Below are 22,644 nucleotides of genomic sequence, written 5' to 3'. Positions count from 1 at the left end.
TTATTTTTCTTGTTATGATTTAAATCGAAATCCTGCATACACCATTCTTCCCAATATTGGGGCAAACACAATGGTAGTGTCAAAATTCGGTCCAAAAGGGTCGTTAGCCCCCAAAACCGGATTATCTTGTCTAAAACCGGTTAAGTTTTCCCCTCCCAAATACACTTCAAATTTACGGGAAAACACTTTGGTCACCTGCGCGTTCATTAAACTATACCCTTCAGCAAAATCCCCAAATTGGAAGTTGGGTATGTCCACCGAACTGCTAGGCAAACGCTGCTCTCCCAGTAAATTGAATGTATAGTCAAATCGCCATTGGGATCCGTTCTCTTTCGGTTGGGTATTATACCCAACATTGGCAAAATAGCGATGTTGTGCCTGCAAGGGCTTTTGCATTAGCCCCGTTTGATAGTCGGTCTTTACGTCATAATACTTATAGGCCATACGAAGCTCAACATTGGGTAGTACCTCCTGATTCAGCTCCACCTGCAAACTATTGGCAAAGCTTTTCCCCTCTAAGTTTGAAAAACGAACCTCACTTGGATTTTCCCAATCCACGACCACCTGATTGTCGAAATCGGTTCTGTAAAAATCGATAGAAAAAGAACCAGGTCGGTTCCATGCGGTGAACCTTTGAAGGAAACCGAATCCGAAGTTGACTGCTTTTTCGGCATCAAAACCATAAATGTTTCCTCCGTTCCCATTGAGCTGAATGGTTCTTGAAGAGGCAAACAACTTTTGATTTTCGGCAAAAATATTGGCCGCTCTTCTACCCAATCCGAAAGAGCCCCTTAAACTGGCTTTTTCCCAGGGAGTGTAGCGAACGTGAAGTCTTGGCGTAAAGAAGGTACCAAGCCTGTTGTGCGTATCCACACGTGCACCTGCTGTAAGACTCAACTTTTCAAGATTTGTGTAGCTGTATTCAAAAAATGCGCCTGCCGAACGATCGGACCTACTGAACACATTCCCGTTGACCAACTCATCATAACCATCATAGGCGAAGGAGACCCCTGTTTTGAACTTATGCCTAGTGTTTCCTAGAATGGAGTTGAACAAAAGATTGGAATAGATACTTTCATGGTCAATGTCATAAACATTGAAGCCATAGTAGGAATCTTGGGAATGCTTACTGTAGGAAGCCTGAAATCCAAAACTCTGAAAGGGTAATTCAGGAAAAACATATCCTACCTTCACAGAACCATCGAACCGTTGGGTTTCTATTTCGCTGCCCCACGCATTGGTGGTAAAGCGATCTGTATCAGGGTTGAAACCGGTTTCCCCCACTTGTTTCTCATCGTTTAAAAAACGAACGTTAAAAAAGCTCACCCAGCCTTTTTCCGGGTTTTGGTACTGCCAACGGTTCAAAATGTTGATTTGATTGGCCAAAGGGGTATCCAAAAAACCATCGTCATTGTTATCCACCTCAACATCCCGTCGATTACCATGTAGGTATAGCCCAGTGCTCCATTTATCCGAAATCTTGGTGTTCAAATGCGTATTTAGTTCCAAACGTCCGTTTAGGTTGGCATACCCGTTTACAAAAACAGGAACATCGGTCAACGGTTTTTGCAACTCGGTATTGATTTGCCCAGAAATGCTCTCAAATCCATTGACTACACTTCCGGCGCCTTTGGTAATTTGAATACTTTCGACCCAAGTCCCTGGAGTAAAGGTCAACCCATAGGTTTGTGAAGCTCCGCGCACCATGGGAATATTTTCTTGAGTGATGAGCAAATATGGGCTCGTAAGCCCCAACATTTGAATTTGCTTGGTTCCCGTGAGGGCATCGTTAAAATTCACATCGATTGCCGGATTTGTCTCAAAACTCTCAGAAAGATTGCAACAAGCTGCCTTTAAAAGCTCCGCACTGTTCACGGTGATTACATTTTGTGCAGAGAAAAGCGCTTTTTCAACAGCATCCCTTTTCTTTTCAACCACCACCTCGTCCAATTGGTTGGAGGGTTGCAGCCAATGGTGAACATTTTGAGGTGAATCTATCAAAAGCGTATCGGTCCTAAACCCAATATAACTGATAACCAGTTTATCGTATTTGGGATCATAGGGAATGGTAAAAGTTCCGTCTTGCCTGGTTATTGTTCCTATCGGGGAATCCAACCAGTAGACATTGGCTCCCGAGAGGCCTATATGTTTATTCTCGGGATTAGCTTCCATGACCATGCCCTCAATCTTTTCTTGAGCAGTCGTCAGTAGCGGAAGCCATAATATTAGTATGAGTATTTGTTTCATTTGTATTGAATCATTGTGTTAAGCATAACCTAGTGTACCCGAATCGCATTTGCGTCGGGAATCAATCAATGGTTCAATACATCAAATCAAAAAGACCTGGTCCAAGATATGTATATCCTTGACCAACAAGGGAGGTGGATATTCCTCATGAGGAGCGGGTGGCTCTACTTGAGGACTGTATAAATCTAGATATGAGTGTGAAAATGCAAATAGGAAGACTTGCTGGTCCAAATCAAAGTCTAACCAAGTAAGTGTAAGGTCTTCCTGGCCAGATAAGGTAAACGACTCATCATCGCAACAATGATTCATCATGCTGTCTTGGCCTGAATTTGAAAGTGCATCGGCCATCCCACAATCTTCTGCTTCAACAAATAAGGAAACATCCATGACCCGTCCCATACAAAGGTGCTTGTCCACTGTCCACGAAATGGTGGAGAGCATCACGGTCAAAGCCATGAATGGGGAAAGCCATTGTAAAATCTTCTGTTTCACACGGCAAAGGTACGATTTTTGACTTTTCGCCACTTTTGGTTAACTAAATTTTAGGGATCAGACAACTTTTCAAACCCTTGATATCCATACAGATTTCGTTCTTATTTTAACTTATTCTAAACAAAAAAAGTGGCTTTTCTATTATATCTTGTAGAAAAAATCCTATGAAACGACGGCTTCTCCTTCTGTCTTTTTTACTCTCAACCATTACCTCTGCTCAGAACTCTTTAAACCAAATTCTTGATTCGTACGAAAACTATTTTGAGCTTCCCCGGGAAACGCTCTTTGTTCATACCAACAAGACAGTTTACCTGCCCGGTGAGACCATTTGGTTCACGGCCTATTTGTACGATCGAAAGGAAAATGTTTCGAAATCCACAAGCACCAATCTTATTTGTGCCCTCTTCGATGAGTCAGGAGAAAAGGTGGAGGACCTACTGCTAAATGTTGAAAACGGTATTGCTTCAGGCCATGTACAACTGCCAAAAACCATAAGTGGCGAACAAATTTTCTTGAAGGCCCAGACGCGATGGATGAAGAATTTCAAGGAAGATGACTCCTTTACAACACGATTGAAATTGGTTAGCCCCCTTACAACGCCCCATTCCGAACTATCGGCCGATCAGCGATTAAACGGGCAACAAATAGCGATTATGCCCGAAGGAGGGCATTTAGTAGCCCATACCGTCAACACCGTCGGCCTAAAGCTTTTGGACGGGCCTAAGATGAACACCTCAATGTCCTTGCGATTGTTTTCAGAGAATGGAACGGTACTGGTGAATTCCATTCAGGTCAACGAAGATGGTATCGGTAAGTTTGAATTCATCCCGCTATTGGGTCAAACCTACTTCTTGGAAGGGCAGCCCAAAAATGGTTCAAAAATCTTGGCCAAACTTGAAAAAGCAAAACCATATGGCATTAACCTTTCCGTAAATAATCTGTTTGACGACAAGGTGGCCATTTTAATGAAAACCAATGACCAGACCCTCAAAGAAATCAAAGGAAAGGATCACTTTCTCGCCATTCACCGAGATGGCCTGCTGACCTTGAACGCTTTTCAGTTTGAGGACACCGAGCATTCCATCATGATTTCCAAGGACAAATTGCTCAGAGGGGTGAACATTATTACCGTCTTTGATGCAAATCTCAATCCTATCATTGAACGATTAATATTCAACGAAGCCAATCTGAATACTGTTAGAGCCAAGGTTTCCAAAATAGATACAGAGTTAAAGCGAGATTCCATTGGATTAAAAATCAATCTTTATTCAAAAACCCAAACCAACGCTCGACTGAGTGTATCCGTTCTGCCCGAAGACACAGAATCTACAGAGGCCGAACAGTCCATATTATCAGCACTTTTGGTTCAACCCTATGTTAAGGGGCCCCTAAAAAATATGCGGTACTACCTCAAAAACATTGATAGAATTAAAAAGTACGAACTGGACAACCTGCTATTGACCCTGGGATGGAGTCGGTATGACTGGAGCAATATTTTTGATGCACCTCCATCAGAAAAATATAAGCTGGAAGATGGTTTCCAAATTACGGGGAAGGTGCTAAATGCCAACCCTGAAAAGGATAAATACTTGACACTCTACCAAAAGAGTCATCCTCAGGTCTATCAGACGGACATACAGGATGATAAAAGTTTTAAGCTGGATAATGTTACCCTGCATCATGGGGAAAAAGTCTACGCTGCACTGCTGAATCGCCGCAATAAAACTGAGGAGCCCGAAATTACGATGAAAATCATCCCCTCCTATAAAAACAAAAATATCTCCCTCTCGGAATCCTTCTTGATAGCTAAAAATAAAAGTGTTCTTGGTGAGGAGGAAGAGCCTTTACCCGTACTTACCCAAGAGGATTATTTGGTAGATGACCGCCTTATAGCCTTGGAAGGGGTAACCGTAAGTGAGGATAAAATTGAAAAAAAGCTTACCCACAGACCAATTGGGATAATTGACGCTATTTTCGATGGATTAAAAATTACCACAGAGGAGGTCAAAAAAAGGCCTACACTACAGTTAGTTCTTCAAAATCTAGGATATCGAACCATAATTACACCTCTTGGGAATAGTATCATTCTTCCTAAGAATGGTACGCCATCGGTAGTAAAACCCCCTGTAATTGTTGTTGATGATGTAGTTATGTATAATCCCTCAAGAGGGATAAACAACTTACCTCCAAATCTACTGAACTCTAACACGGCAGGAATTGATGAGATTCATTATACGCATCATCCCATTGAAATGGGAAACAGAGCAGTGATTTATATCTACCGAAAGTATGGGCGCTACGTTGGAGACAAACCCAAAGAACGTTTTACCTCCTTTTTGGCGACAGAGGGATTTCAACGTCCCAAACAGTTCTTTAATCCCCAGTACGCCAACTTCTCCAGTCCAAAGTTTAAATCCTATGGCACCTTGCATTGGGAGGGACAGTTGATTACCGACGAACAGGGAGAAGCTGAAATTATGGTTCCTACCCTTTCCCAAAAAGGGGCCAAAGTCTTTATCGAGGGTATCGCCGACGATGGTACATTAATATCGGATTACCAAACCGTAAGTTTTGAATAAATTTGCTGACTCTATTGTCGAATTTTGTTCGGACTAATACCAAATGCACCATGACATCTTTTGAAACCTTGAAAAGTGAAATTGATTCCCTTATAGAATCGACAGATATCCCTGTTAATGATCGGCTTCTAAATATTTGCCAACTACTCAGAGAGGAAATCCCCTATTATGATTGGGTTGGATTCTATTTCAGAAACGGGGATAAGGAAGAACTTAAACTCGGTCCTTATGCCGGTGAGCCAACGGACCATACCATTATTCCATTCGGAAAAGGAATTTGCGGTCAAGTGGCCCTAAGCAATGAGAATTTTGTAGTTCCCGATGTGGCTGCCCAAGACAACTACATTGCATGTAGCATCACTGTAAAGGCGGAAATTGTGGTCCCCTTATTCGTCAACGGGGAAAACATTGGGCAAATTGACATAGACTCCAATACCCCTGACCCTTTTACAGAAGAAGATGAGCGTTTTTTGGAATTTGTGAATAAGAAAGTAGCTCAGATTCTTTAAAACTCTCTCCATTTTGTTGATAACCCATAAAGAATTAACTAACAAAAAATTTACTTTTGTGTGCTTAAGAAATTGATTTTTAAGACACAAAGATGAACACTGCCAAAAAAGCTTCCAGCGCCTTAATTTCTGTATTTCATAAAGATGGTTTGGAACCCATCGTAAGAAAGCTCGATGAGCTTGGGGTGACCCTATACTCTACCGGGGGAACCGAAAAATTTATTCGAGATTTAGGGCTAAACGTAATTCCAGTTGAAGAAGTCACGGATTATCCCTCAATTCTTGGCGGAAGAGTAAAAACGCTACATCCCAAAATTTTTGGTGGAATCTTAAATCGGCAAGAGCACGAAGGTGATGTGGCCCAAATGCAGGAATTCGAAATTCCACAGCTGGATATTGTCATCGTCGATCTATATCCTTTCGAAAAAACAGTGGCAAGCGGAGCTTCAGAACAGGACATTATCGAAAAAATTGACATTGGCGGCATTTCCTTGATCAGGGCAGCGGCCAAAAACTACAAAGATGTGCTTTGTGTTTCCTCCATGGAGGACTATGGCGAGTTCCTTGATGTGATTACCAACGGAAACGGAACCACTTCCATTGAGGAACGAAAGAAGTTTGCCACCAAGGCTTTCAATATTTCCTCACACTATGACACCGCCATTTTTAACTATTTCAATCAAAATCACGATCAGGCAGTCTTAAAAATCAGTGAGCAAAAAGGTCAGGTTTTGCGTTATGGGGAAAATCCGCACCAAAAAGGATTTTTCTTTGGAGATTTCGAGGCGATGTTCACCAAATTGCATGGAAAGGAACTTTCTTACAATAACCTTTTGGATGTTGATGCCGCGGTTAACCTCATGAGTGAGTTCAAAAACGACGCTCCAACCTTTGCCATCCTAAAACATAACAATGCCTGTGGGCTTGCCACAAGAAACACCATAAAGGAAGCCTATGTCGATGCTCTGGCGGGAGACCCTATTTCAGCCTTCGGGGGGATTTTAATTTCCAACTCCCCCATTGACGAACCTACTGCGGAAGAAATCCACAAACTGTTCTGTGAAGTGGTCATTGCACCCAGTTACTCGGACGAGGCTCTTGACATTTTAAAAGGGAAAAAGAACAGGATCATCTTGATCCAAAATGAGGTTGAAATGCCTGACACTTTGGTTAGAACTTGTTTGAACGGGGTTTTGGTCCAAGACAAGGATTTCAAAACCGATACGGAGGAAGACTTGCAAACCGCTACTGAAAAGCAGCCTGCCCCACAGGAAATTGAAGACTTACTTTTTGCTTCCAAATTATGCAAGCACACCAAAAGTAACACCATTGTGTTGGCCAAAAACAAACAGCTATGTGCAAGTGGTACCGGTCAAACCTCTAGAGTCGATGCCCTAAATCAAGCTATTCACAAAGCAAACTCCTTTAAATTCGATCTCAATGGGGCGGTAATGGCGAGCGATGCTTTCTTCCCATTTCCAGATTGTGTGGAAATTGCGCACAAAGCGGGCATCAAAAGTGTGATACAACCTGGAGGGTCTATCAAGGACCAATTGAGTGTGGATTATTGTAACGAAAATGGGCTATCTATGGTAATGACTGGGACTCGGCATTTTAAGCATTAATTTTAGTACATTAGCCGATAATTTTTCGTTAACTTAAACAAAACATACGCTTTTTTATGGGATTTTTTGATTTCATGACCGAGGAAATTGCAATCGACCTTGGAACTGCAAACACTCTTATCATTCACTTGGACAAAGTGGTCGTGGACAGTCCGTCCATAGTGGCCAGGGACCGGGTATCGGGTAAAATTATTGCGGTAGGAAGGGAAGCCAATATGATGCAGGGAAAGACCCATGAGAACATCAAGACCATCAGGCCATTGAAAGATGGGGTAATTGCAGATTTTGATGCTTCGGAAAAGATGATCAATATGTTCATCAAAAACATTCCGGCCCTAAAGAAAAAGTGGTTCCCACCTGCATTGCGCATGGTAATCTGTATTCCTTCGGGAATCACCGAGGTGGAGATGCGAGCGGTTCGGGAATCCGCGGAACGTGTGAATGGCAAAGAGGTATATCTCATACACGAGCCTATGGCTGCAGCCATAGGTATTGGATTGGACATTATGCAGCCCAAAGGAAACATGATTGTGGATATTGGTGGAGGTACCACCGAAATCGCAGTAATTGCGTTGGGCGGTATCGTTTGCGACAAATCAGTGAAAATTGCAGGGGATGTGTTCACCAATGATATCATTTATTATATGCGCACCCAGCACAACTTATATGTTGGTGAAAGTACGGCCGAGGCCATTAAAATAGAAATTGGTTCAGCTACAGAAGATTTGAAATCCCCACCGGATGACAAATCCATTCAAGGTCGTGATCTGCTTACGGGGAAACCAAAACAGGTACATGTATCATACCGTGAAATTGCCAAGGCGCTTGATAAAAGTATTCTTCGAGTAGAGGATGCGGTTATGGAGACTTTGTCCCAAACCCCTCCAGAACTTGCGGCGGATATTTACAATACGGGAATTTATTTGGCCGGAGGTGGCTCGATGCTACGAGGATTGGACAGAAGGCTTTCCCAAAAAACGGATTTGCCAGTGTACATTGCGGAAGATCCACTTCGAGCTGTGGTACGTGGAACAGGGATTGCCCTTAAAAATTTGGAGCGATACAAGAGCATTTTGATTAAATAGCCCAATCTTACCGTTGCGAGCCTGCTTTGATGCTATTAAACTATTGGATTTTACTTATCTTCAGATTGAATGCAGCGCATTATCAATTTCATATTAAGCTATAGAACTGCTTTTTTATATAGCTTTCTGGCATTGATATCTTTGATTATCACGGTAAGGTCCCATTCCTACCACCAGTCCAAATTCTTTAATTCATCCAAATGGCTCACCGGAAAAATTTATGGCGCTGCGGCTGATGTTTCTTCCTATTTCTCACTGCAAGAGGAAAATGACAGACTTGTCAAGGAAAATGAACGTTTACGGCGTATTCTGTTTAATGCGAATGAAGAAAACAAGGTTCAGCTGGACACTGCCAGCATCGATTTTGAGGTAACCGAGGCCCGAATCGTAAAAAACAGTTTTGCCTCCCCAAGAAACTACCTCACCATTAATAAAGGATCCAACCATGGTTTGGAACAGGATATGGGGGTCATCACCACAAGGGGTATTCTGGGCATCGTGGAAAATACCTCTTCCAATTTCTCAACGGTTCAAAGTTTGCTGAATACCAAATCGAACATCAACGCCAAAATAAAAAACACCAATTACTTCGGGTCATTGGTTTGGGATGCCCGGGATTACACTATAGTTCAACTAGTGGATATTCCCAGATTGGTGCCTTTGGTTGTGGGCGATACCATTGTCACAGGAGCTATGTCGAGTATTTTTCCGGAAAACATCCCTATTGGTGTTATCAAAAAATATGATCTCAACGCCTCCAAAAGCTTTTACAATATTGACGTTGAACTGTTCAATGATATGGCCAACGTCAAAAACATCTATATTATCAGAAATCGGAACAAATCGGAAATTCGGGAATTAGAAGCATTGACAACGGATGAATAGTGTGGTTTTTTTAAATATCCTCAGGTTCATATTACTTGTCTTGACTCAAGTTTTGATTTTTAACACCCTAAACTTCATGGGGTTCATCAATCCTATGGTCTACGTGATTTTTCTGTATTGGTATCCCATAAAGGGAAATCGTGGGGTTTTCATGTTGACGGCCTTTTTATTGGGTCTTATCATCGATCTTTTTTCCGACACTTTGGCCCTTCATGCTTTGGCCACTTTGACGGCGGCATATGCAAGACCATTAATCATGCGATTTTGCTTTGGGGTCAACTATGAATTTCAAAACTTCAGTTTTAAGAATACAACCAAGGTGCAACGACTCACTTTTTTGGCCTTATTGGTGCTAGTGCATCAAATGGTATTCTTTTTCTTGGAAATTTTAAGTTTTTCGCATTTACTGCTAATTTTAAAGAAAATATTTGCCACCTCTCTGGTTACCATATTCTTGTGTTCTTTGTTCAGTTCACTTTTTAGTCCAAAAAGCGAATAAAATCAGAACTCATTCGTTAAATTCATACAGGGTTAGTGAATCGTAAATACAATGAAAAAATTCTTACTCTCCTCCATAGTGGTACTAATAGGCTTCACCTTTATAGGCCGCTTATCCTATCTACAGCTTTTTAGCTTTTCGCCTGACCAAACCCTGGAAGATCCAGCCATTAAAGCCATATATGACTATCCGGAACGTGGATATATTTACGACCGAAATGGAGAGCTTATGGTGGGTAATCAACCTGCTTATGACGTCATGGTCATTCCCCGGGAGGTAAAGCCTTTGGATACTTTGGAGTTCTGCAAACTTTTGGGCGTTGAAAAGACGGATTTCATTGCCAAAATGAGAAAGGCCCGAATTTATTCACCCCGACTACCCTCGGTATTGGTGCCGCAACTCTCCAAGGAGGATTACGCCCGTCTCCAAGAAAAAATGCGTCATTTTGAGGGCTTCTATATCCAAAAAAGATCATTGAGGTACTACACAACTAATAGTGCCGCCAATGTTTTAGGATATATCAGTGAGGTAAACGAAAACGACTTGCGAAACAATCCCTACTATGTGGCTGGGGAGCTTAAAGGTCGAACGGGTATTGAAAAACAATATGAGGAAGTTCTGAGAGGAAGGAAGGGGATACAGTACATTCAAAAGGACCGGTTCAATCGGGATATAGGCCCCTATAAGAGTGGTAAGCTGGATACCCTCCCTAAACAAGGGAAAGAAATCCTGATAACTTTAGATAAAAAGTTGCAGGAGTACGGCGAGCGCCTTATGCATGGAAAAAGAGGTGGAATTGTAGCTATCGAACCTAAAAGCGGTGAGATTTTGGCCATGATTTCCGGACCTACCTATGATCCTGCCAAGTTAGTGGGTCGCGAGCGTTCTAAAAATTACACCAAGCTCCATTACGATACCATTTCCAAACCTACTTGGGATCGTTCGATACTGGCCGAGCCTTCTCCAGGTTCACCATTTAAAACGTTAAATGCCCTTGTGGCCCTTCAGGAAGGCGTAATAGAACCGTCAACCAAATTCACCTGTTATAACGGTTTCTACGTGGGCAACACAAAAAGAGGCTGCCATTGTGGAGGAGGTGTACGCGATATGAACTCTGGAATTTTTCAATCTTGCAACGCCTATTTTGCAGGAACCTTCCGAAAAATATATGGCAAATACACCACTACGGATGAAGGCATGGATGTTTGGGAAAAGCACATGAAGAGCTTCGGATTGGGAGGTTATTTAGGAACAGACCTTCCTACAGGAAGACCGGGACGTATTCCCGGAAAGGCCTATTACGACAAAGCCTATGGGGACAATAGATGGTCTTCCTCGTTTATCATTTCAAATTCCATTGGTCAGGGAGAAGTGGCGGCCACACCCTTGCAATTAGCCAATATGACAGCTGCCATAGCGAACCGGGGATACTTTTATACACCTCATGTAATAAAAAGTATTGGAGGTAATGGGGGAATCGACCCACGGTTTACAGAACCCCGTTACACCACAATCGACAGACAACATTTTGAACCGGTTGTTAAAGGGATGGCCAATGTTTACAAATATGGAACAGCCCGCTGGCTTCGTATTCCTGATGTGGAGATTGCTGGAAAAACAGGTACCGTGGAGAACTTTGTCCGTATCAATGGGGAACGCATGCAACTCACGGACCATTCCGTTTTTGTGGCTTTTGCTCCTGTGGAAAATCCTAAAATTGCTATTGCAGTCTATATTGAAAATGGATATTACGGGGCGCGATATGCGGGCCATATCGCTTCTTTGTTGATTGAAAAATATATCAAGGGTGAAATCACTAGAACAGATTTGGAAAAACGTATGCTTGATAAGACCTTGGAACACGAATATGCAAAACCCTACAGCGGGGAACCCTTCAAGATAAACGAATATGTCTGGTAGAGGACTGGTTAGAAGGATTGATTGGCTTACTGTTTTTTTATATTCCCTCTTGGTCTTCATTGGGTGGATAAATATCTATTCCACTACGTTGACCGACCCCGACCTCTCTTTGTTTGATTTCTCGACCTTATACGGCAAGCAGCTCTTTTTTATTGTTCTGTCTTTCTTTGTCATTGTTATGGTCTTATTTGTGGAAACCAGCTTTTTTGAACGCTTTGCTCCCATTTTTTATCTTGCTTCCCTTGTTTTGCTCATTGGCCTTTTTGCCTTTGGAAAGACTATAGCTGGAGCTACATCTTGGTATGATCTGGGCTTTTTCAACCTTCAGCCATCTGAGCTTGCCAAAGTGACCACAGCGCTGGCTTTGGCCAAATATCTCAGCGATATTCAAACCGATATTAAAAACAGAAAGCACCAACTGTATGCTGTTCTCATCATTCTGCTTCCAGCCCTTTTGATTTTACCCCAGCCCGATCCTGGAAGCTCCCTGATTTATTTTTCTCTGTTTTTTGTTCTTTTTCGGGAAGGGTTTCCGCTGTACTATTTGGTTATCTTGTTGGTGGCCATTGTCCTATTCGCTACCACTTTAATGTTTGGCACAGTATGGATAGGCATTGCCTTGGGAATCATCACGGTGCTCATTTTCGTTTTCAAAAAGAAGTCTGCCAAGATTCCATTGCTCCCTTTTAGTGCCGCGATTGTTGTTTCAATTTTATTTTCGCTTTCAGTTAATTTCGTTTTTGAAAATGTCTTCGAGCAAAGACACAGAGACCGCTTTGCGCTTTGGTTGAGTTTGGAAAAGGATGAGAAAAAACTAGAAGAAATTCGCAAAACTATAGGGTACAATACCTATCAATCCGAAAAAGCTATTGAATCAGGAGGTTTTTTTGGAAAAGGCTTTTTAGAAGGCACACGTACCAAAGGGGATTTTGTTCCAGAACAACACACGGATTACATTTTTAGTTCGGTCGGTGAAGAATGGGGATTTCTGGGAACCACACTGGTGATTGTCATATTCTCGGTTTTCTTTTTACGGTTGATCCATGTGGCGGAGCGACAAAAAAGTGATTTTAGCCGAATGTACGGCTATGGGGTAATTTCCATCTTGCTGATTCACTATTTCATTAACATTGGAATGGTGATTGGTCTGCTCCCGACCATTGGGGTGCCCTTGCCCTTTTTTAGTTATGGTGGCTCGGGGCTGCTCTTTTTTACCTTGCTGTTGTTTGTCTTTTTGAAGCTGGATTCGAATCGATTGCGCGATGGCCTCTAGAAACTCCACCCTGAGGTATCGACGGTCGACTCAACTTCTTGTTGCCAATCCTCGCTTTGTTTCTCAAAAAAGTTCAAGCCCGTTTTTTCTTCCAATTTATCAATGGAAATCAAAAAGTTTTGAAGGGGTTGGTTGCTTTCCCAGTTGGGAATCAAAAAGGAAAGTATTTCAGGGGATCCCTTCCTTTTTTTGATGATTATTTTATAAAAAGCGTCTGGAACATCCACATCCTCTTCCCCAATTTCCTCCAAACCCGGTCTTAAAACGCCTCCAGTAATGACAATCAAATCACCGTACTTTTTGCACCAATATCTGGTTCTTTGTTCAAGCCGATTCCAAATACCGGCGTTAAACTCTCTATCCTGCGGACTGATGTTGCTTGTATAAAAGGTCTCGTTATAGGCATATTCAGAAAACCTTCGGTCACCAGCAGGACATAGGTGCCCCCTGTCATACCCAGAACCTCGATAATTTCTCCAATCCGCCGATTTGGACTTCACCTTGGGATCCTCAATGAAATAGGGCCTTTCACGGTCATCGTAAGTTAAATGGGATTTCTTTAAAGGGTAGGCAACCCATTCAGCCTGCTCATAAGGTTCATTGTATGATAACATGAAGAATTCGTGGGATACAATATCACCATAGGTGCTGCTGGGCAACCAAACCGCATCCAATGGAGCTGTGATATTTTTGTTGCCCTGTTTTGAATAATTGGCCGGTGTGTAGAAATTCTCGAATAGCCAAAAACCTATGATACAGATGATGATCAGAACGGTATAAATTGTTTTGCGCTTCATTCGCGATAAAATTGCAAAAACTTGGGAAACAAAAAAAACCGACCTCGAAGAAGCCGGTTTTTATAAAAATGTTTTCTTGGGGATCAGCCTTTAACGCTGGCCAATCTGCGTTGAGAGCTTTTAATATTGTTCAGTTTAAGGTCCTTCAACACATTGATGGCTTCCTCAACGTAAATGTCTTTGGCGAGGTTCTTATGCCATCTATCCCTTTTCTCACGAAGCACTGAGTCTTTTGTGAAAAGTTCAGTCTCATATTTTAGGGACTCAAAGGTCAACTGGGAATCATATTCCCTAAGACTTTTGAAATACTCTGATTTTTCCTTGGCTTTCTGTTCCTCTCTTTTGTACGCATCATAGTTTAATGACACAACAGTCTCTCCTTGCTGCTCCTTTAGCCATTTGGCGTTTTCTTCAATAAGCTTTATTTGTGGATTGTCGGCCATTCGCTTCTTGCTATTCTCAATAGTAGTCTCAAAATCAATATAACCATCCCAAACCTTATAGTCCGCAGCTGATATTTTGTCCCATCCCAGAGGATTGGATTGATCTCGCTCGCCCAAATCGATATAGCTGTATCTGTCTGGGACCACGATATCGCTTTTTACCCCTTCCAACTGGGTAGAGCCTCCGTTGATTCTATAAAACTTTTGAGTCGTCAATTTAATGGCGCCCAAATCACCATGCTCGTTGCTTCTTACAATATTATCCAATGGAATGACATTTTGAACAGTCCCTTTTCCAAAGGTTTGCTTGCTACCGATTACAACGGCTCTTTTATAATCCTGCATGGCTGCTGCCAAAATTTCTGAAGCTGAAGCTGAAAGTTCATTTACCAAGATTACCAATGGCCCATCCCATTGAATGCGCTCGTCCTTATCTTCATGAACTTCTTTTCGTTGTCCGGAAGACCTTACCTGAACGATAGGACCTTCTTTGATGAACAATCCAGCCATATCCACAACAGTTTTTAAAGATCCACCACCGTTGTCCCTCAAGTCAAGAATGATGCCCTCAACACCCTCTTGCTTCAGTCTTTCTACTTCTTTTGCCACATCAGTGGCTGCATTTCTTTCGGTATAATCTTCAAAATCCACATAGAATTTAGGAAGATTGATAAGACCATACTTATTACCCTCATCTTTAACGGTTGCAGACTTCGCATAAGACTCTTCAAGAACCACGACGTCTCTTTTTATGGATACTTCTTGAACGGTACCATCTACTTTTCTGACAGTTAGGTCAACTATGGTCCCTTTTGGGCCTTTGATCAGCTTAATGGCATCATCCAATCGCATACCTACAATATCGATGGCTTCTTCACCTTGTTGGCCAACTTTCAAAATTTCATCTCCCACTTCCAAGCTTTGTTCTCTCCAAACCGGCCCACCAGAAATGATTTCCACCACTTTTGCCCCTTCTGGCCTCTTTTGAAGTCGCGCCCCTATACCTTCAAACTTCCCAGACATTCCTATGTCAAATTTCTCCTTGTCATCTGGAGCAAAATAAAACGTATGTGGATCAAACTCATCCACAATGGTGTTGATGTATTGTACAAACCAATCCTTACGCTCTAAATCGCCAATGAAATCAAAAAAGTCGTTTAGTGTATTTTCTGTGGTTTCCCGCGCTTCGGCCTCCAGCTGGTCTTTAGAAATTCCTTCTTCATTTTCAGAAAGCTTATTATCATATACCCCCAAGGTGTTGTACTTTAATTGCTTTCTCCAACGTTCCTTAAGCTGTTTTTTGCTCGCAGCAAACTCCTGCTCTTTGTAGTCGATGTTTATGGTCTCTTGGATGGAATAATCGAAGGGCTCTTCCAGAATTTCTTTATAAATACCTTCCGCCTCGGACATTCTTTTCATCAAACGCTGATATACGATATTGAAGAAAGTAATGTCGGTATTCTTGATTTCGTCATCAATTTGAAATCTGTATTTCTCAAAATCCCTAATATCGCTTTCCAGAAAATATCTTTTCGTTGGATCAACAACGTCAATGAAGTCATCAAAAACATTGGAAGAGAAGTTATCGTTCAAATTTTTTGGTTCGTAGTGCCCGCGCTCCAAAACGTAGGTGATCAAATCCAAAAGCAGTTTATCCTTATCATCATTTTCAAAAGACTTATTGGTAAAACTGCAAGAAGCTACGGCAACAAGAATTACCAAAAGTGCGAGGGTGAAATTCCTTTTCATAAACATTGATGTTTTTTTAAATTGCAAATGAACTTTACCAAAAGTGGTCGAATTCTCATTGCAATAATGTCATTCCTATTCGTACGAATTCCCTAAGATACTGAAAAAACCGTGCCACATAGTTTGGCTCCGCTTAATTTTTTGTTAAACGCTCCAGGGTCTCATATCCTTATGAAAAACGTATTTTTGACCCTTTAATTATGCAAAATGAAAAAACCGCTGATCTTAGTCACCAATGACGATGGAATTACTGCTCCGGGTCTTCGGGCCTTGATCAAGGCGATGAATGAGCTGGGCGATGTGATCGTAGTGGCACCTGATAGCCCGCAATCGGGCATGGGCCATGCCATTACCATTGATAGCACCTTGTATTCCAAGAAAGTGGTCATTGATCATCAGGAGGGCGCTCCATTGGAATATAGCTGTAGCGGAACACCTGCTGATTGTGTAAAATTGGCACTTCAAGAAATTTTGGATCGTAAACCGGACATCTGTGTCAGTGGTATCAATCATGGTTCAAATTCCTCTATCAATGTTATCTATTCCGGAACGATGAGTGCTGCCATTGAGGCAGGTATTGAAGGAATTCCTGCCATCGGGTTTTCACTTTGCGATTATTCCTGGGAAGCCAATTTTGAGCCGACCCTTGATTCCGTGAAAAGAATAGTATCACAGGCCCTCATGCATGGCATCCCCAAAGGAACCGTGTTAAACGTCAACTTTCCAAAGTTGGATCAAAAGCCGAACGGCATCAAAATATGTCGTCAGGCGCGAGCCAATTGGAGAGAGCAATTTGAAAAACGCACCAGCCCCACCGGAAAGGATTATTATTGGTTGAGCGGCGAGTTTGAGCTTTTGGACAAGGGACAGGATACGGATGAATGGGCCCTTTCACAAGGGTACGTATCGGTTGTGCCCACCCAATTCGACCTAACAGCGCACCATGCCATACCACAAATTAACAACTGGAGTTTGAATGAATCGTAAAAAAGAAATTGCCATCGGATTTTTTGTTGGAATCATTGCCAACACCTTGGGAACCTTATTGTACATTTTGATTTTTTCAGATTTGGGAATAGCCGAAACCTATAATGCAGCGGTTGAACAAGGTCACGTGGGAAGCTTATTGGCATTGGGTGCCATTCTTAATTTAGTGGCTTTTTTCGGATTTTTGCGCTTAAAACGAGACCTTCGTGCTCGTGGTGTAATGATTGCCACGCTTTTGACAGCTTTGGTAATTTTATATTACAAGTTGCTGCACTGAGCCTGAACCATTGAAATGAAATACTATATCATAGCCGGCGAGGCATCGGGAGACCTGCATGGCTCCAACCTCATAAAGGCCATTAAAGAAAAGGACAAATCAGCTCAAATACGTTGTTGGGGCGGCGATTTAATGCAGTCAGCAGGGGGAGATTTGGCCAAGCACTACAAAGACATGGCATTTATGGGTTTTCTTGAGGTGCTGAAAAACATTCCCACCATTTTTAAGAACATTCATTTCTGCAAAACAGACATTGAGGCTTTTGCACCGGATAAAATCATTTTTATCGACTTTTCGGGCTTTAACCTTCGAATTGCCAAATGGGCCAAGACTAAAGGATTTCAGACCAACTACTATATTTCTCCCCAAATTTGGGCATCCAGGGAAGGTAGAATCAAGAAAATTAAACGGGATATTGACCATATGTACGTCATTCTTCCCTTCGAAAAGGAATTTTACGAAAAAAAGCATGGGTATCCTGTTCAATTTGTTGGGCACCCTTTGATTGATGCCATCGACAACACTCCCATTCCTGATGAAATTGAGTTTAGAAAAAAGAACCATTTGGATTTGGAGAAACCCGTTGTCGCCCTTCTCCCCGGAAGCCGAAAACAAGAAGTGCAAAAAATGCTTGCTATCATGCTATCGGTTCGTAAGAATTTTCCAGAATATCAATTTGTAATCGCCGGAGCACCGAGTTTACCCGATGACTTTTATGCCTCATTCGTCGAGGATTCCAATGTGGGTTTTGTGTCCAACCAAACGTATCCCCTTTTGCGCTATGCCCATGCCGCTTTGGTCACCAGCGGAACGGCCACCTTGGAAACTGCCCTGTTTCATGTCCCACAAGTGGTTTGCTATAAAGGCAACTGGATTTCATATCAAATAGCGAAGCGAATCATCACCCTGGATTTTATTTCATTGGTCAATCTCATCATGGACCGAGAGGTTGTGAAAGAACTGATTCAAAACGATTTAACATCCGAAAATCTGAAGAATGAGCTTTCAAAAATCCTTGAAGGTGAAAGACGTGCTCAAATTCTGTCAGATTATAAAACTTTACAAAATAAATTAGGAGGAAAGGGCGCCAGTCAAAAAGCAGCCGAATTACTCGTTAAAAATGCTTAGATTTAGCTTCCAAGAAGTAAAAGTATTCTTGGATGTTACGAAAGATGATGTGTTTGCTCGTAACATTATGCTTGATTGGCTGCGGAACGAGCAAACGAAAAAGAACGTACAGCAAGACCCGGACCGTTACTGTTGAAGGGTCATCCGAGGAGACTAACCTCACTCCGAAGATTTCCAAAAAGGAAGAGAAGAAGAATTTAAAGGCAGGCGAGATCATTGCCACGGCCATGACCTTTAGTGGTACCCGTTATCAATTTGGCGGTACCACCCGAAAAGGAATGGATTGCTCTGGACTAGTCTTTGTAAGCCTTAAGGAAAATGAAATTAGCTTTCCCAGGGTCTCGTACCAAATGGCCGAAAAAGGAAAGCGAATAAAAGTAGCAGACGTTCGCAAAGGTGACCTGCTTTTTTTTAAGACCAGTAAACGCGGAAAGCGCATAAACCATGTTGGATTGGTAGTCGACGTACAAGGAGACGATATCAAGTTCATACACTCCACAACCTCACGTGGTGTGATAGTCTCTTCCCTACGGGAAGGGTTTTGGAACTACTCCTTTGTGAAGGCAACCCGAATCCTATAATGCAGTTATTTGATTTCGTTTCGGTCAAATTGACCCTATTTCTGATTTTCGGCATTATCATCGGTTTCTATTGGGGACCCCCTCTTTGGTTTACCGGTATTTCCCTATTGCTTTGCTTAGGGCTGACTTATCTTGGTTGGAAAAAACAGTCTGTTGTGTTTGGGATATCTGCAGCGGGCATAACCCTTTTTCTAGGGATTTTTATAACCACAATATCCTTAGGGAAAGCACTCCACAACCATTACACCCATAAGAAAATTGAGGATGAGTCCAGTTGGCACCTAAAAATCCAGGAGGTTTTAAAACCCAATGCCTATTCTCATCGTTTTGTTGCCCAGGTAATTTCTCAGGATCAGAACAAATCTGTAGGGAAGCTGTTATTTTATCTTTCCTCGGATACCAATGGGAGAATCCCTATTGTTGATGATGAAATCATTGTGCTATCGTCGGCCCAAGAAATCAAGCCTCCCCGAAATCCCTATCAATTCAATTATCGGGACTACCTGCGGAAACAAGGCATTTTCCATCAGATCAGTAGCAAGCCAAAGGGCATCCTGTATCTTGAGCGACCTAGCAGTACAATTTATGGATATGCCATGGCCTTTCGCGAACATATTATTTCCAAGTTACATCAACATCCCTTTGGTAGTGGTGAACTTGCTGTTATTCAAGCATTGTTACTAGGGAAACGCAGTGATATCTCAAAGGAGATGTATGACAATTACAAAAATGCCGGCGCTGTGCACATCTTAGCGGTTTCTGGGCTACATGTGGGCATCCTCCTCTTGATTTTACAATTTCTGACTTCTCCATTAAAGCGATTGTCCAAAGGGAAAACCATTCAAATGGGTATTGTTCTTATTATGCTTTGGGGCTTTGCCTTTATGGCTGGGCTATCTCCGTCCATAGTTCGTGCCGTGACCATGTTCTCTTTTGTAGCCTATGCCCTAAATCTAAATCGGCCCACCAATCCGTTCAATATTGTTGCCCTTTCCATGTTCTTTATCTTATTGGTGAAGCCTCTTTTCTTATTTCAGGTGGGGTTTCAAATGAGTTATATTGCTGTTTTATCCATTTTATGGATATACCCAAAATTGCAGAAGTTTTATACACCTGACCAATTTCTGGTGCGTAAGCTTTGGCAACTACTTTCCATAAGTTTTGCTGCCCAGCTAGGGGTGCTTCCCATTAGTTTATATTATTTTCATCAGTTTCCAGCTTTATTCTTTGTTTCCAATCTATTGATAATCCCTTTTCTGGGCATCATTTTAGGCATGGGTCTTTTGGTGATTGCCTTGGCTCTAGTTAATATTCTACCCAGCTTTTTGACCATAACTTTCAATTTCATCATTAAATCAATGAACTGGGCCATAGGTTGGATAGCCCAGCAAGAGCAGTTTGTTTTAAAAGAGATTCCTTTTGATGGCGTTCAATTGATGTTGACCTATCCCACAATCATTGCTTTGGTGGTTTTTTTATCCAAACCAAGCTTTAAAAAGATTCTTATTCCACTAAGTGGAATTATCGGTTTACAATTATGGGGCATCAAAAATCAAATTCAATCCAGAAATCACCAGCAACTGGTCATTGCACATTCTGCAAAAACTCCATTGCTACTCTATCAATCGAAAAAAAGATTACTAGCTTTTTCAAAGGACTCCTCTCGAACTAAAGCTACAGTCAAAAACTTCCAGATGGGCCAGAAAGCGGCTGCAACGAATTACTATCCCCTTCAAAACAATTATCGATTTGGAAACAAAAGGTTTTACCGGGTTGACAGCTTTGCGATTCTTCCTAAGCAAAGAAACCTTGATATTCTATGGATGACAGACTCTCCCAAAATCAATTTGGCTCGATGGCTGGATTCCCTTCAGCCCAAACAGGTCATTTCCGATGGGACCAACTACAAAAGTTATAGCAGTCGCTGGAAGAAAACCTGCCAAAAGAAAAAAGTCCCTTTCCACGATACACGCGAAAAGGGAGCTTATATTCTCAATTGGTTTGAATAAGTCTAGGATTCTTGGGCGTGGACATCGATTTCCTTGTCCTCTGCACCATGGGTAAGTCGTTTCAAAGGTTTCAGCAATAGTAGAACCAGTGTCCCAAACAGAACCGCAAATATGAACAGTCCTCCAAACACTCTCAACTCACCAGCTTGAACGGAGCTTTCCCCGATAACCCCTGCAACCTTATTTCCCAAACCAGTAGCAGCCCAATACACACCCATCATAAGAGCCATGTACCTTGCTGGTGCCAATTTGGTGAAAAATGATAATGATACCGGTGATAAGCAAAGTTCTCCGAGGGTATGGAACAAATACGCCAAAACCAACCAGTACATAGCAGAGCTACCTTGGCTTTCATACTGCAGTGAGGCAAAGACCATATAGGCAAACCCTATGCCCATGATGATAACCCCTACGGCCATTTTGAAAAGTGAGGTCGCCTCTTTTCCCTTTAGTTTTCTTCTCGCCCAAAACGCAGCTACGCCCACGGCAAATAAGATGATAAACCCTGGGTTGGCAGATTGAAACCACGCTGCTGGCACTTCCCAACCCATTAGCATTCTATTTGTTTTCTCTTGGGCGTAAAGATTCATCAATCCTCCCATTTGTTCAAAACAACCCCAGAATACAATGACCATCAAAAGTGAAAGCAACAGAACTACATATCGGTCTTTTTCGACTTTCCCATCTAGATTTTTATAGATCATCATCATCATTCCCGTAATTAAGGAAAGAAATATAAAAAGTACACCGAATCCCCAACTATCTGGGCCTTCATAGCTGAAACCTGCATATACGGAATACGCTAAGAGAACCGCGACAATACCTAATTGAAGCGGAGACTTGAATAATTGTGAAAAGAGCTCTCCAATACTAATATCCGATGATTTCTCCTCCGCAGTCGGTGGATTACCAACATGTATCAAAAACCGGTGCCCGTAGAGGTAAACCAATAATCCGAACAACATTCCTATGCCAGCCATACCAAATCCGTAGTGCCAACCATAAGCTTGGGCGATCAATCCAACAGATAGAGAAGCCAGGAATGACCCCAAATTAATACCTACATAAAATATGCTGAAGCCCTTATCCCTTCTAATATCGTTTTGTGCATAAAGTCCTCCCACCATCGTAGAAATGTTGGGTTTTAGCATACCGACCCCAAGAATCACAAAGCCGAGACCTGTATAATAGGCCCATAGATCATCTATGGCCAATACCCCATGTCCAATGGTCAAAAGAATGGCGCCAATTGTCACTGCTTTTTTCTGTCCCAAATAGCGATCGGCTAAAAACCCTCCAGGGATACTCATCACATATACCAGCATGGTATACCATCCATAGAGCGCCAAAGCTTCGGTCACCGTCCATCCCAATCCGCTTTGAGGATCGTTTTCCAAGGTTTTGGCTGTCATATATAGGGTCAATAGAGCACGCATTCCGTAATACGAAAAGCGCTCCCACATTTCTGTAAAGAAAAGCACATATAGCCCTACGGGATGGCCAAAAAGCTCCCTTTGGTGTGCAGGTTTAACAAGATCAGACATATTGAGTTAGTTTGA

Annotated in this window: 18 protein-coding genes; 13 read left to right on the top strand and 5 right to left on the bottom strand. The window is 42.1% G+C overall.

Translation table 11 applies throughout. The features are described from left to right. Positions 1-12: 12 nt before the first annotated feature. Both EW142_RS15545 and EW142_RS15540 read right to left on the bottom strand, forming a co-directional pair. Positions 13-2,247 carry a TonB-dependent receptor gene (locus EW142_RS15545; protein WP_130615437.1) on the bottom strand — a complete coding sequence of 745 codons (2,235 nt, stop codon included), beginning with the start codon at positions 2,245-2,247 and terminating at the stop codon, positions 13-15. An 81-nt stretch (positions 2,248-2,328) separates the two neighbouring features. Further along, on the bottom strand, positions 2,329-2,739 hold the full coding sequence (locus EW142_RS15540) for an HYC_CC_PP family protein (protein WP_240740232.1): 411 nt from the start codon (positions 2,737-2,739) through the stop codon (positions 2,329-2,331). 164 nt (positions 2,740-2,903) lie between these two features. Here EW142_RS15540 and EW142_RS15535 point away from each other — a divergent pair, with 164 nt between their 5' ends. From EW142_RS15535 to rodA, 8 genes are all read left to right on the top strand, one after another. After that, a complete protein-coding gene (locus EW142_RS15535; RefSeq protein WP_130615435.1) occupies positions 2,904-5,318 on the top strand; it encodes a hypothetical protein in 2,415 nt (804 codons plus the stop codon). Positions 5,319-5,368: 50 nt separating this feature from the next. Then, a complete protein-coding gene (locus EW142_RS15530; protein ID WP_130615433.1) occupies positions 5,369-5,827 on the top strand; it encodes a GAF domain-containing protein in 459 nt (152 codons plus the stop codon). 92 nt (positions 5,828-5,919) lie between these two features. Then, entirely contained in the window at positions 5,920-7,452 is a 1,533-nt protein-coding gene (purH, locus tag EW142_RS15525) for a bifunctional phosphoribosylaminoimidazolecarboxamide formyltransferase/IMP cyclohydrolase (RefSeq protein WP_130615431.1), read from the top strand. Positions 7,453-7,508: 56 nt separating this feature from the next. Further along, positions 7,509-8,537, top strand: a complete 1,029-nt coding sequence (locus EW142_RS15520; protein ID WP_130615429.1) for a rod shape-determining protein — start codon at positions 7,509-7,511, stop codon at positions 8,535-8,537. Positions 8,538-8,606: 69 nt separating this feature from the next. Continuing rightward, positions 8,607-9,422, top strand: coding sequence for a rod shape-determining protein MreC (mreC, locus tag EW142_RS15515; protein WP_130615427.1), 816 nt, complete (start codon positions 8,607-8,609; stop codon positions 9,420-9,422). 76 nt (positions 9,423-9,498) lie between these two features. Further along, positions 9,499-9,921 (top strand): rod shape-determining protein MreD, encoded by a 423-nt coding sequence (locus EW142_RS15510; RefSeq protein WP_313790925.1) that lies wholly within the window; start codon positions 9,499-9,501, stop codon positions 9,919-9,921. 51 nt (positions 9,922-9,972) lie between these two features. Further along, positions 9,973-11,841 carry a peptidoglycan D,D-transpeptidase FtsI family protein gene (locus tag EW142_RS15505; RefSeq protein WP_130615424.1) on the top strand — a complete coding sequence of 623 codons (1,869 nt, stop codon included), beginning with the start codon at positions 9,973-9,975 and terminating at the stop codon, positions 11,839-11,841. Beyond that, positions 11,831-13,114: a rod shape-determining protein RodA gene (gene rodA / locus EW142_RS15500; protein WP_130615422.1), complete on the top strand. Its 1,284-nt coding sequence runs from the start codon at positions 11,831-11,833 to the stop codon at positions 13,112-13,114. The genes EW142_RS15505 and rodA overlap by 11 nt, the downstream gene beginning before the upstream one ends. On the opposite strand, the gene EW142_RS15495 is transcribed toward rodA, so the two are convergent. Then, entirely contained in the window at positions 13,111-13,911 is an 801-nt protein-coding gene (locus EW142_RS15495; RefSeq protein ID WP_130615420.1) for a DNA/RNA non-specific endonuclease, read from the bottom strand. The genes rodA and EW142_RS15495 overlap by 4 nt on opposite strands. Before the next feature lie 83 nt (positions 13,912-13,994). Next, positions 13,995-16,103, bottom strand: a complete 2,109-nt coding sequence (locus EW142_RS15490; protein ID WP_130615418.1) for a carboxy terminal-processing peptidase — start codon at positions 16,101-16,103, stop codon at positions 13,995-13,997. 207 nt (positions 16,104-16,310) lie between these two features. Here EW142_RS15490 and surE point away from each other — a divergent pair, with 207 nt between their 5' ends. From surE to EW142_RS15465, 5 genes are read left to right on the top strand one after another with little or no spacing between them, the layout of a single operon-like run. Further along, positions 16,311-17,090 carry a 5'/3'-nucleotidase SurE gene (surE, locus tag EW142_RS15485; protein WP_130615416.1) on the top strand — a complete coding sequence of 260 codons (780 nt, stop codon included), beginning with the start codon at positions 16,311-16,313 and terminating at the stop codon, positions 17,088-17,090. Further along, a complete protein-coding gene (locus tag EW142_RS15480; protein ID WP_130615414.1) occupies positions 17,080-17,367 on the top strand; it encodes a hypothetical protein in 288 nt (95 codons plus the stop codon). The genes surE and EW142_RS15480 overlap by 11 nt, the downstream gene beginning before the upstream one ends. Before the next feature lie 15 nt (positions 17,368-17,382). Beyond that, positions 17,383-18,495, top strand: coding sequence for a lipid-A-disaccharide synthase (lpxB, locus tag EW142_RS15475; RefSeq protein WP_130615412.1), 1,113 nt, complete (start codon positions 17,383-17,385; stop codon positions 18,493-18,495). A 32-nt stretch (positions 18,496-18,527) separates the two neighbouring features. Continuing rightward, positions 18,528-19,076 (top strand): C40 family peptidase, encoded by a 549-nt coding sequence (locus tag EW142_RS15470; RefSeq protein ID WP_130615410.1) that lies wholly within the window; start codon positions 18,528-18,530, stop codon positions 19,074-19,076. Beyond that, on the top strand, positions 19,076-21,085 hold the full coding sequence (locus tag EW142_RS15465; RefSeq protein WP_130615408.1) for a ComEC/Rec2 family competence protein: 2,010 nt from the start codon (positions 19,076-19,078) through the stop codon (positions 21,083-21,085). Before EW142_RS15470 ends, EW142_RS15465 begins: the two co-directional genes overlap by 1 nt. A 2-nt stretch (positions 21,086-21,087) precedes the next feature. Here EW142_RS15465 and EW142_RS15460 read toward each other — a convergent pair whose 3' ends face one another. Continuing rightward, positions 21,088-22,629, bottom strand: a complete 1,542-nt coding sequence (locus EW142_RS15460; RefSeq protein ID WP_130615406.1) for a peptide MFS transporter — start codon at positions 22,627-22,629, stop codon at positions 21,088-21,090. Between the last annotated feature and the right edge of the window lie 15 nt (positions 22,630-22,644).

Source organism: Flagellimonas allohymeniacidonis, from assembly GCF_004296335.1.
GTDB classification, from domain to species: Bacteria; Bacteroidota; Bacteroidia; order Flavobacteriales; family Flavobacteriaceae; genus Flagellimonas; species Flagellimonas allohymeniacidonis.
Note: the sequence above shows the minus strand (reverse complement) of the source record. Positions and strands in the feature narration are given on the sequence as shown.

Bases quoted from the DNA above. Each gene is read 5' to 3' on its own strand.
- EW142_RS15510 (WP_313790925.1), top strand. From the start codon at position 9,499: ATGGGGTTCATCAATCCTATGGTCTACGTGATTTTTCTGTATTGGTAT.
- mreC (WP_130615427.1), top strand. From the start codon at position 8,607: ATGCAGCGCATTATCAATTTCATATTAAGCTATAGAACTGCTTTTTTA.
- EW142_RS15465 (WP_130615408.1), top strand. From the start codon at position 19,076: ATGCAGTTATTTGATTTCGTTTCGGTCAAATTGACCCTATTTCTGATT.
- EW142_RS15490 (WP_130615418.1), bottom strand. From the start codon at position 16,103: ATGAAAAGGAATTTCACCCTCGCACTTTTGGTAATTCTTGTTGCCGTA.
- EW142_RS15530 (WP_130615433.1), top strand. From the start codon at position 5,369: ATGACATCTTTTGAAACCTTGAAAAGTGAAATTGATTCCCTTATAGAA.
- surE (WP_130615416.1), top strand. From the start codon at position 16,311: ATGAAAAAACCGCTGATCTTAGTCACCAATGACGATGGAATTACTGCT.
- rodA (WP_130615422.1), top strand. From the start codon at position 11,831: ATGTCTGGTAGAGGACTGGTTAGAAGGATTGATTGGCTTACTGTTTTT.
- EW142_RS15470 (WP_130615410.1), top strand. From the start codon at position 18,528: ATGTTACGAAAGATGATGTGTTTGCTCGTAACATTATGCTTGATTGGC.
- EW142_RS15460 (WP_130615406.1), bottom strand. From the start codon at position 22,629: ATGTCTGATCTTGTTAAACCTGCACACCAAAGGGAGCTTTTTGGCCAT.
- lpxB (WP_130615412.1), top strand. From the start codon at position 17,383: ATGAAATACTATATCATAGCCGGCGAGGCATCGGGAGACCTGCATGGC.
- EW142_RS15545 (WP_130615437.1), bottom strand. From the start codon at position 2,247: ATGAAACAAATACTCATACTAATATTATGGCTTCCGCTACTGACGACT.
- EW142_RS15520 (WP_130615429.1), top strand. From the start codon at position 7,509: ATGGGATTTTTTGATTTCATGACCGAGGAAATTGCAATCGACCTTGGA.
- EW142_RS15505 (WP_130615424.1), top strand. From the start codon at position 9,973: ATGAAAAAATTCTTACTCTCCTCCATAGTGGTACTAATAGGCTTCACC.
- EW142_RS15495 (WP_130615420.1), bottom strand. From the start codon at position 13,911: ATGAAGCGCAAAACAATTTATACCGTTCTGATCATCATCTGTATCATA.
- purH (WP_130615431.1), top strand. From the start codon at position 5,920: ATGAACACTGCCAAAAAAGCTTCCAGCGCCTTAATTTCTGTATTTCAT.
- EW142_RS15535 (WP_130615435.1), top strand. From the start codon at position 2,904: ATGAAACGACGGCTTCTCCTTCTGTCTTTTTTACTCTCAACCATTACC.
- EW142_RS15480 (WP_130615414.1), top strand. From the start codon at position 17,080: ATGAATCGTAAAAAAGAAATTGCCATCGGATTTTTTGTTGGAATCATT.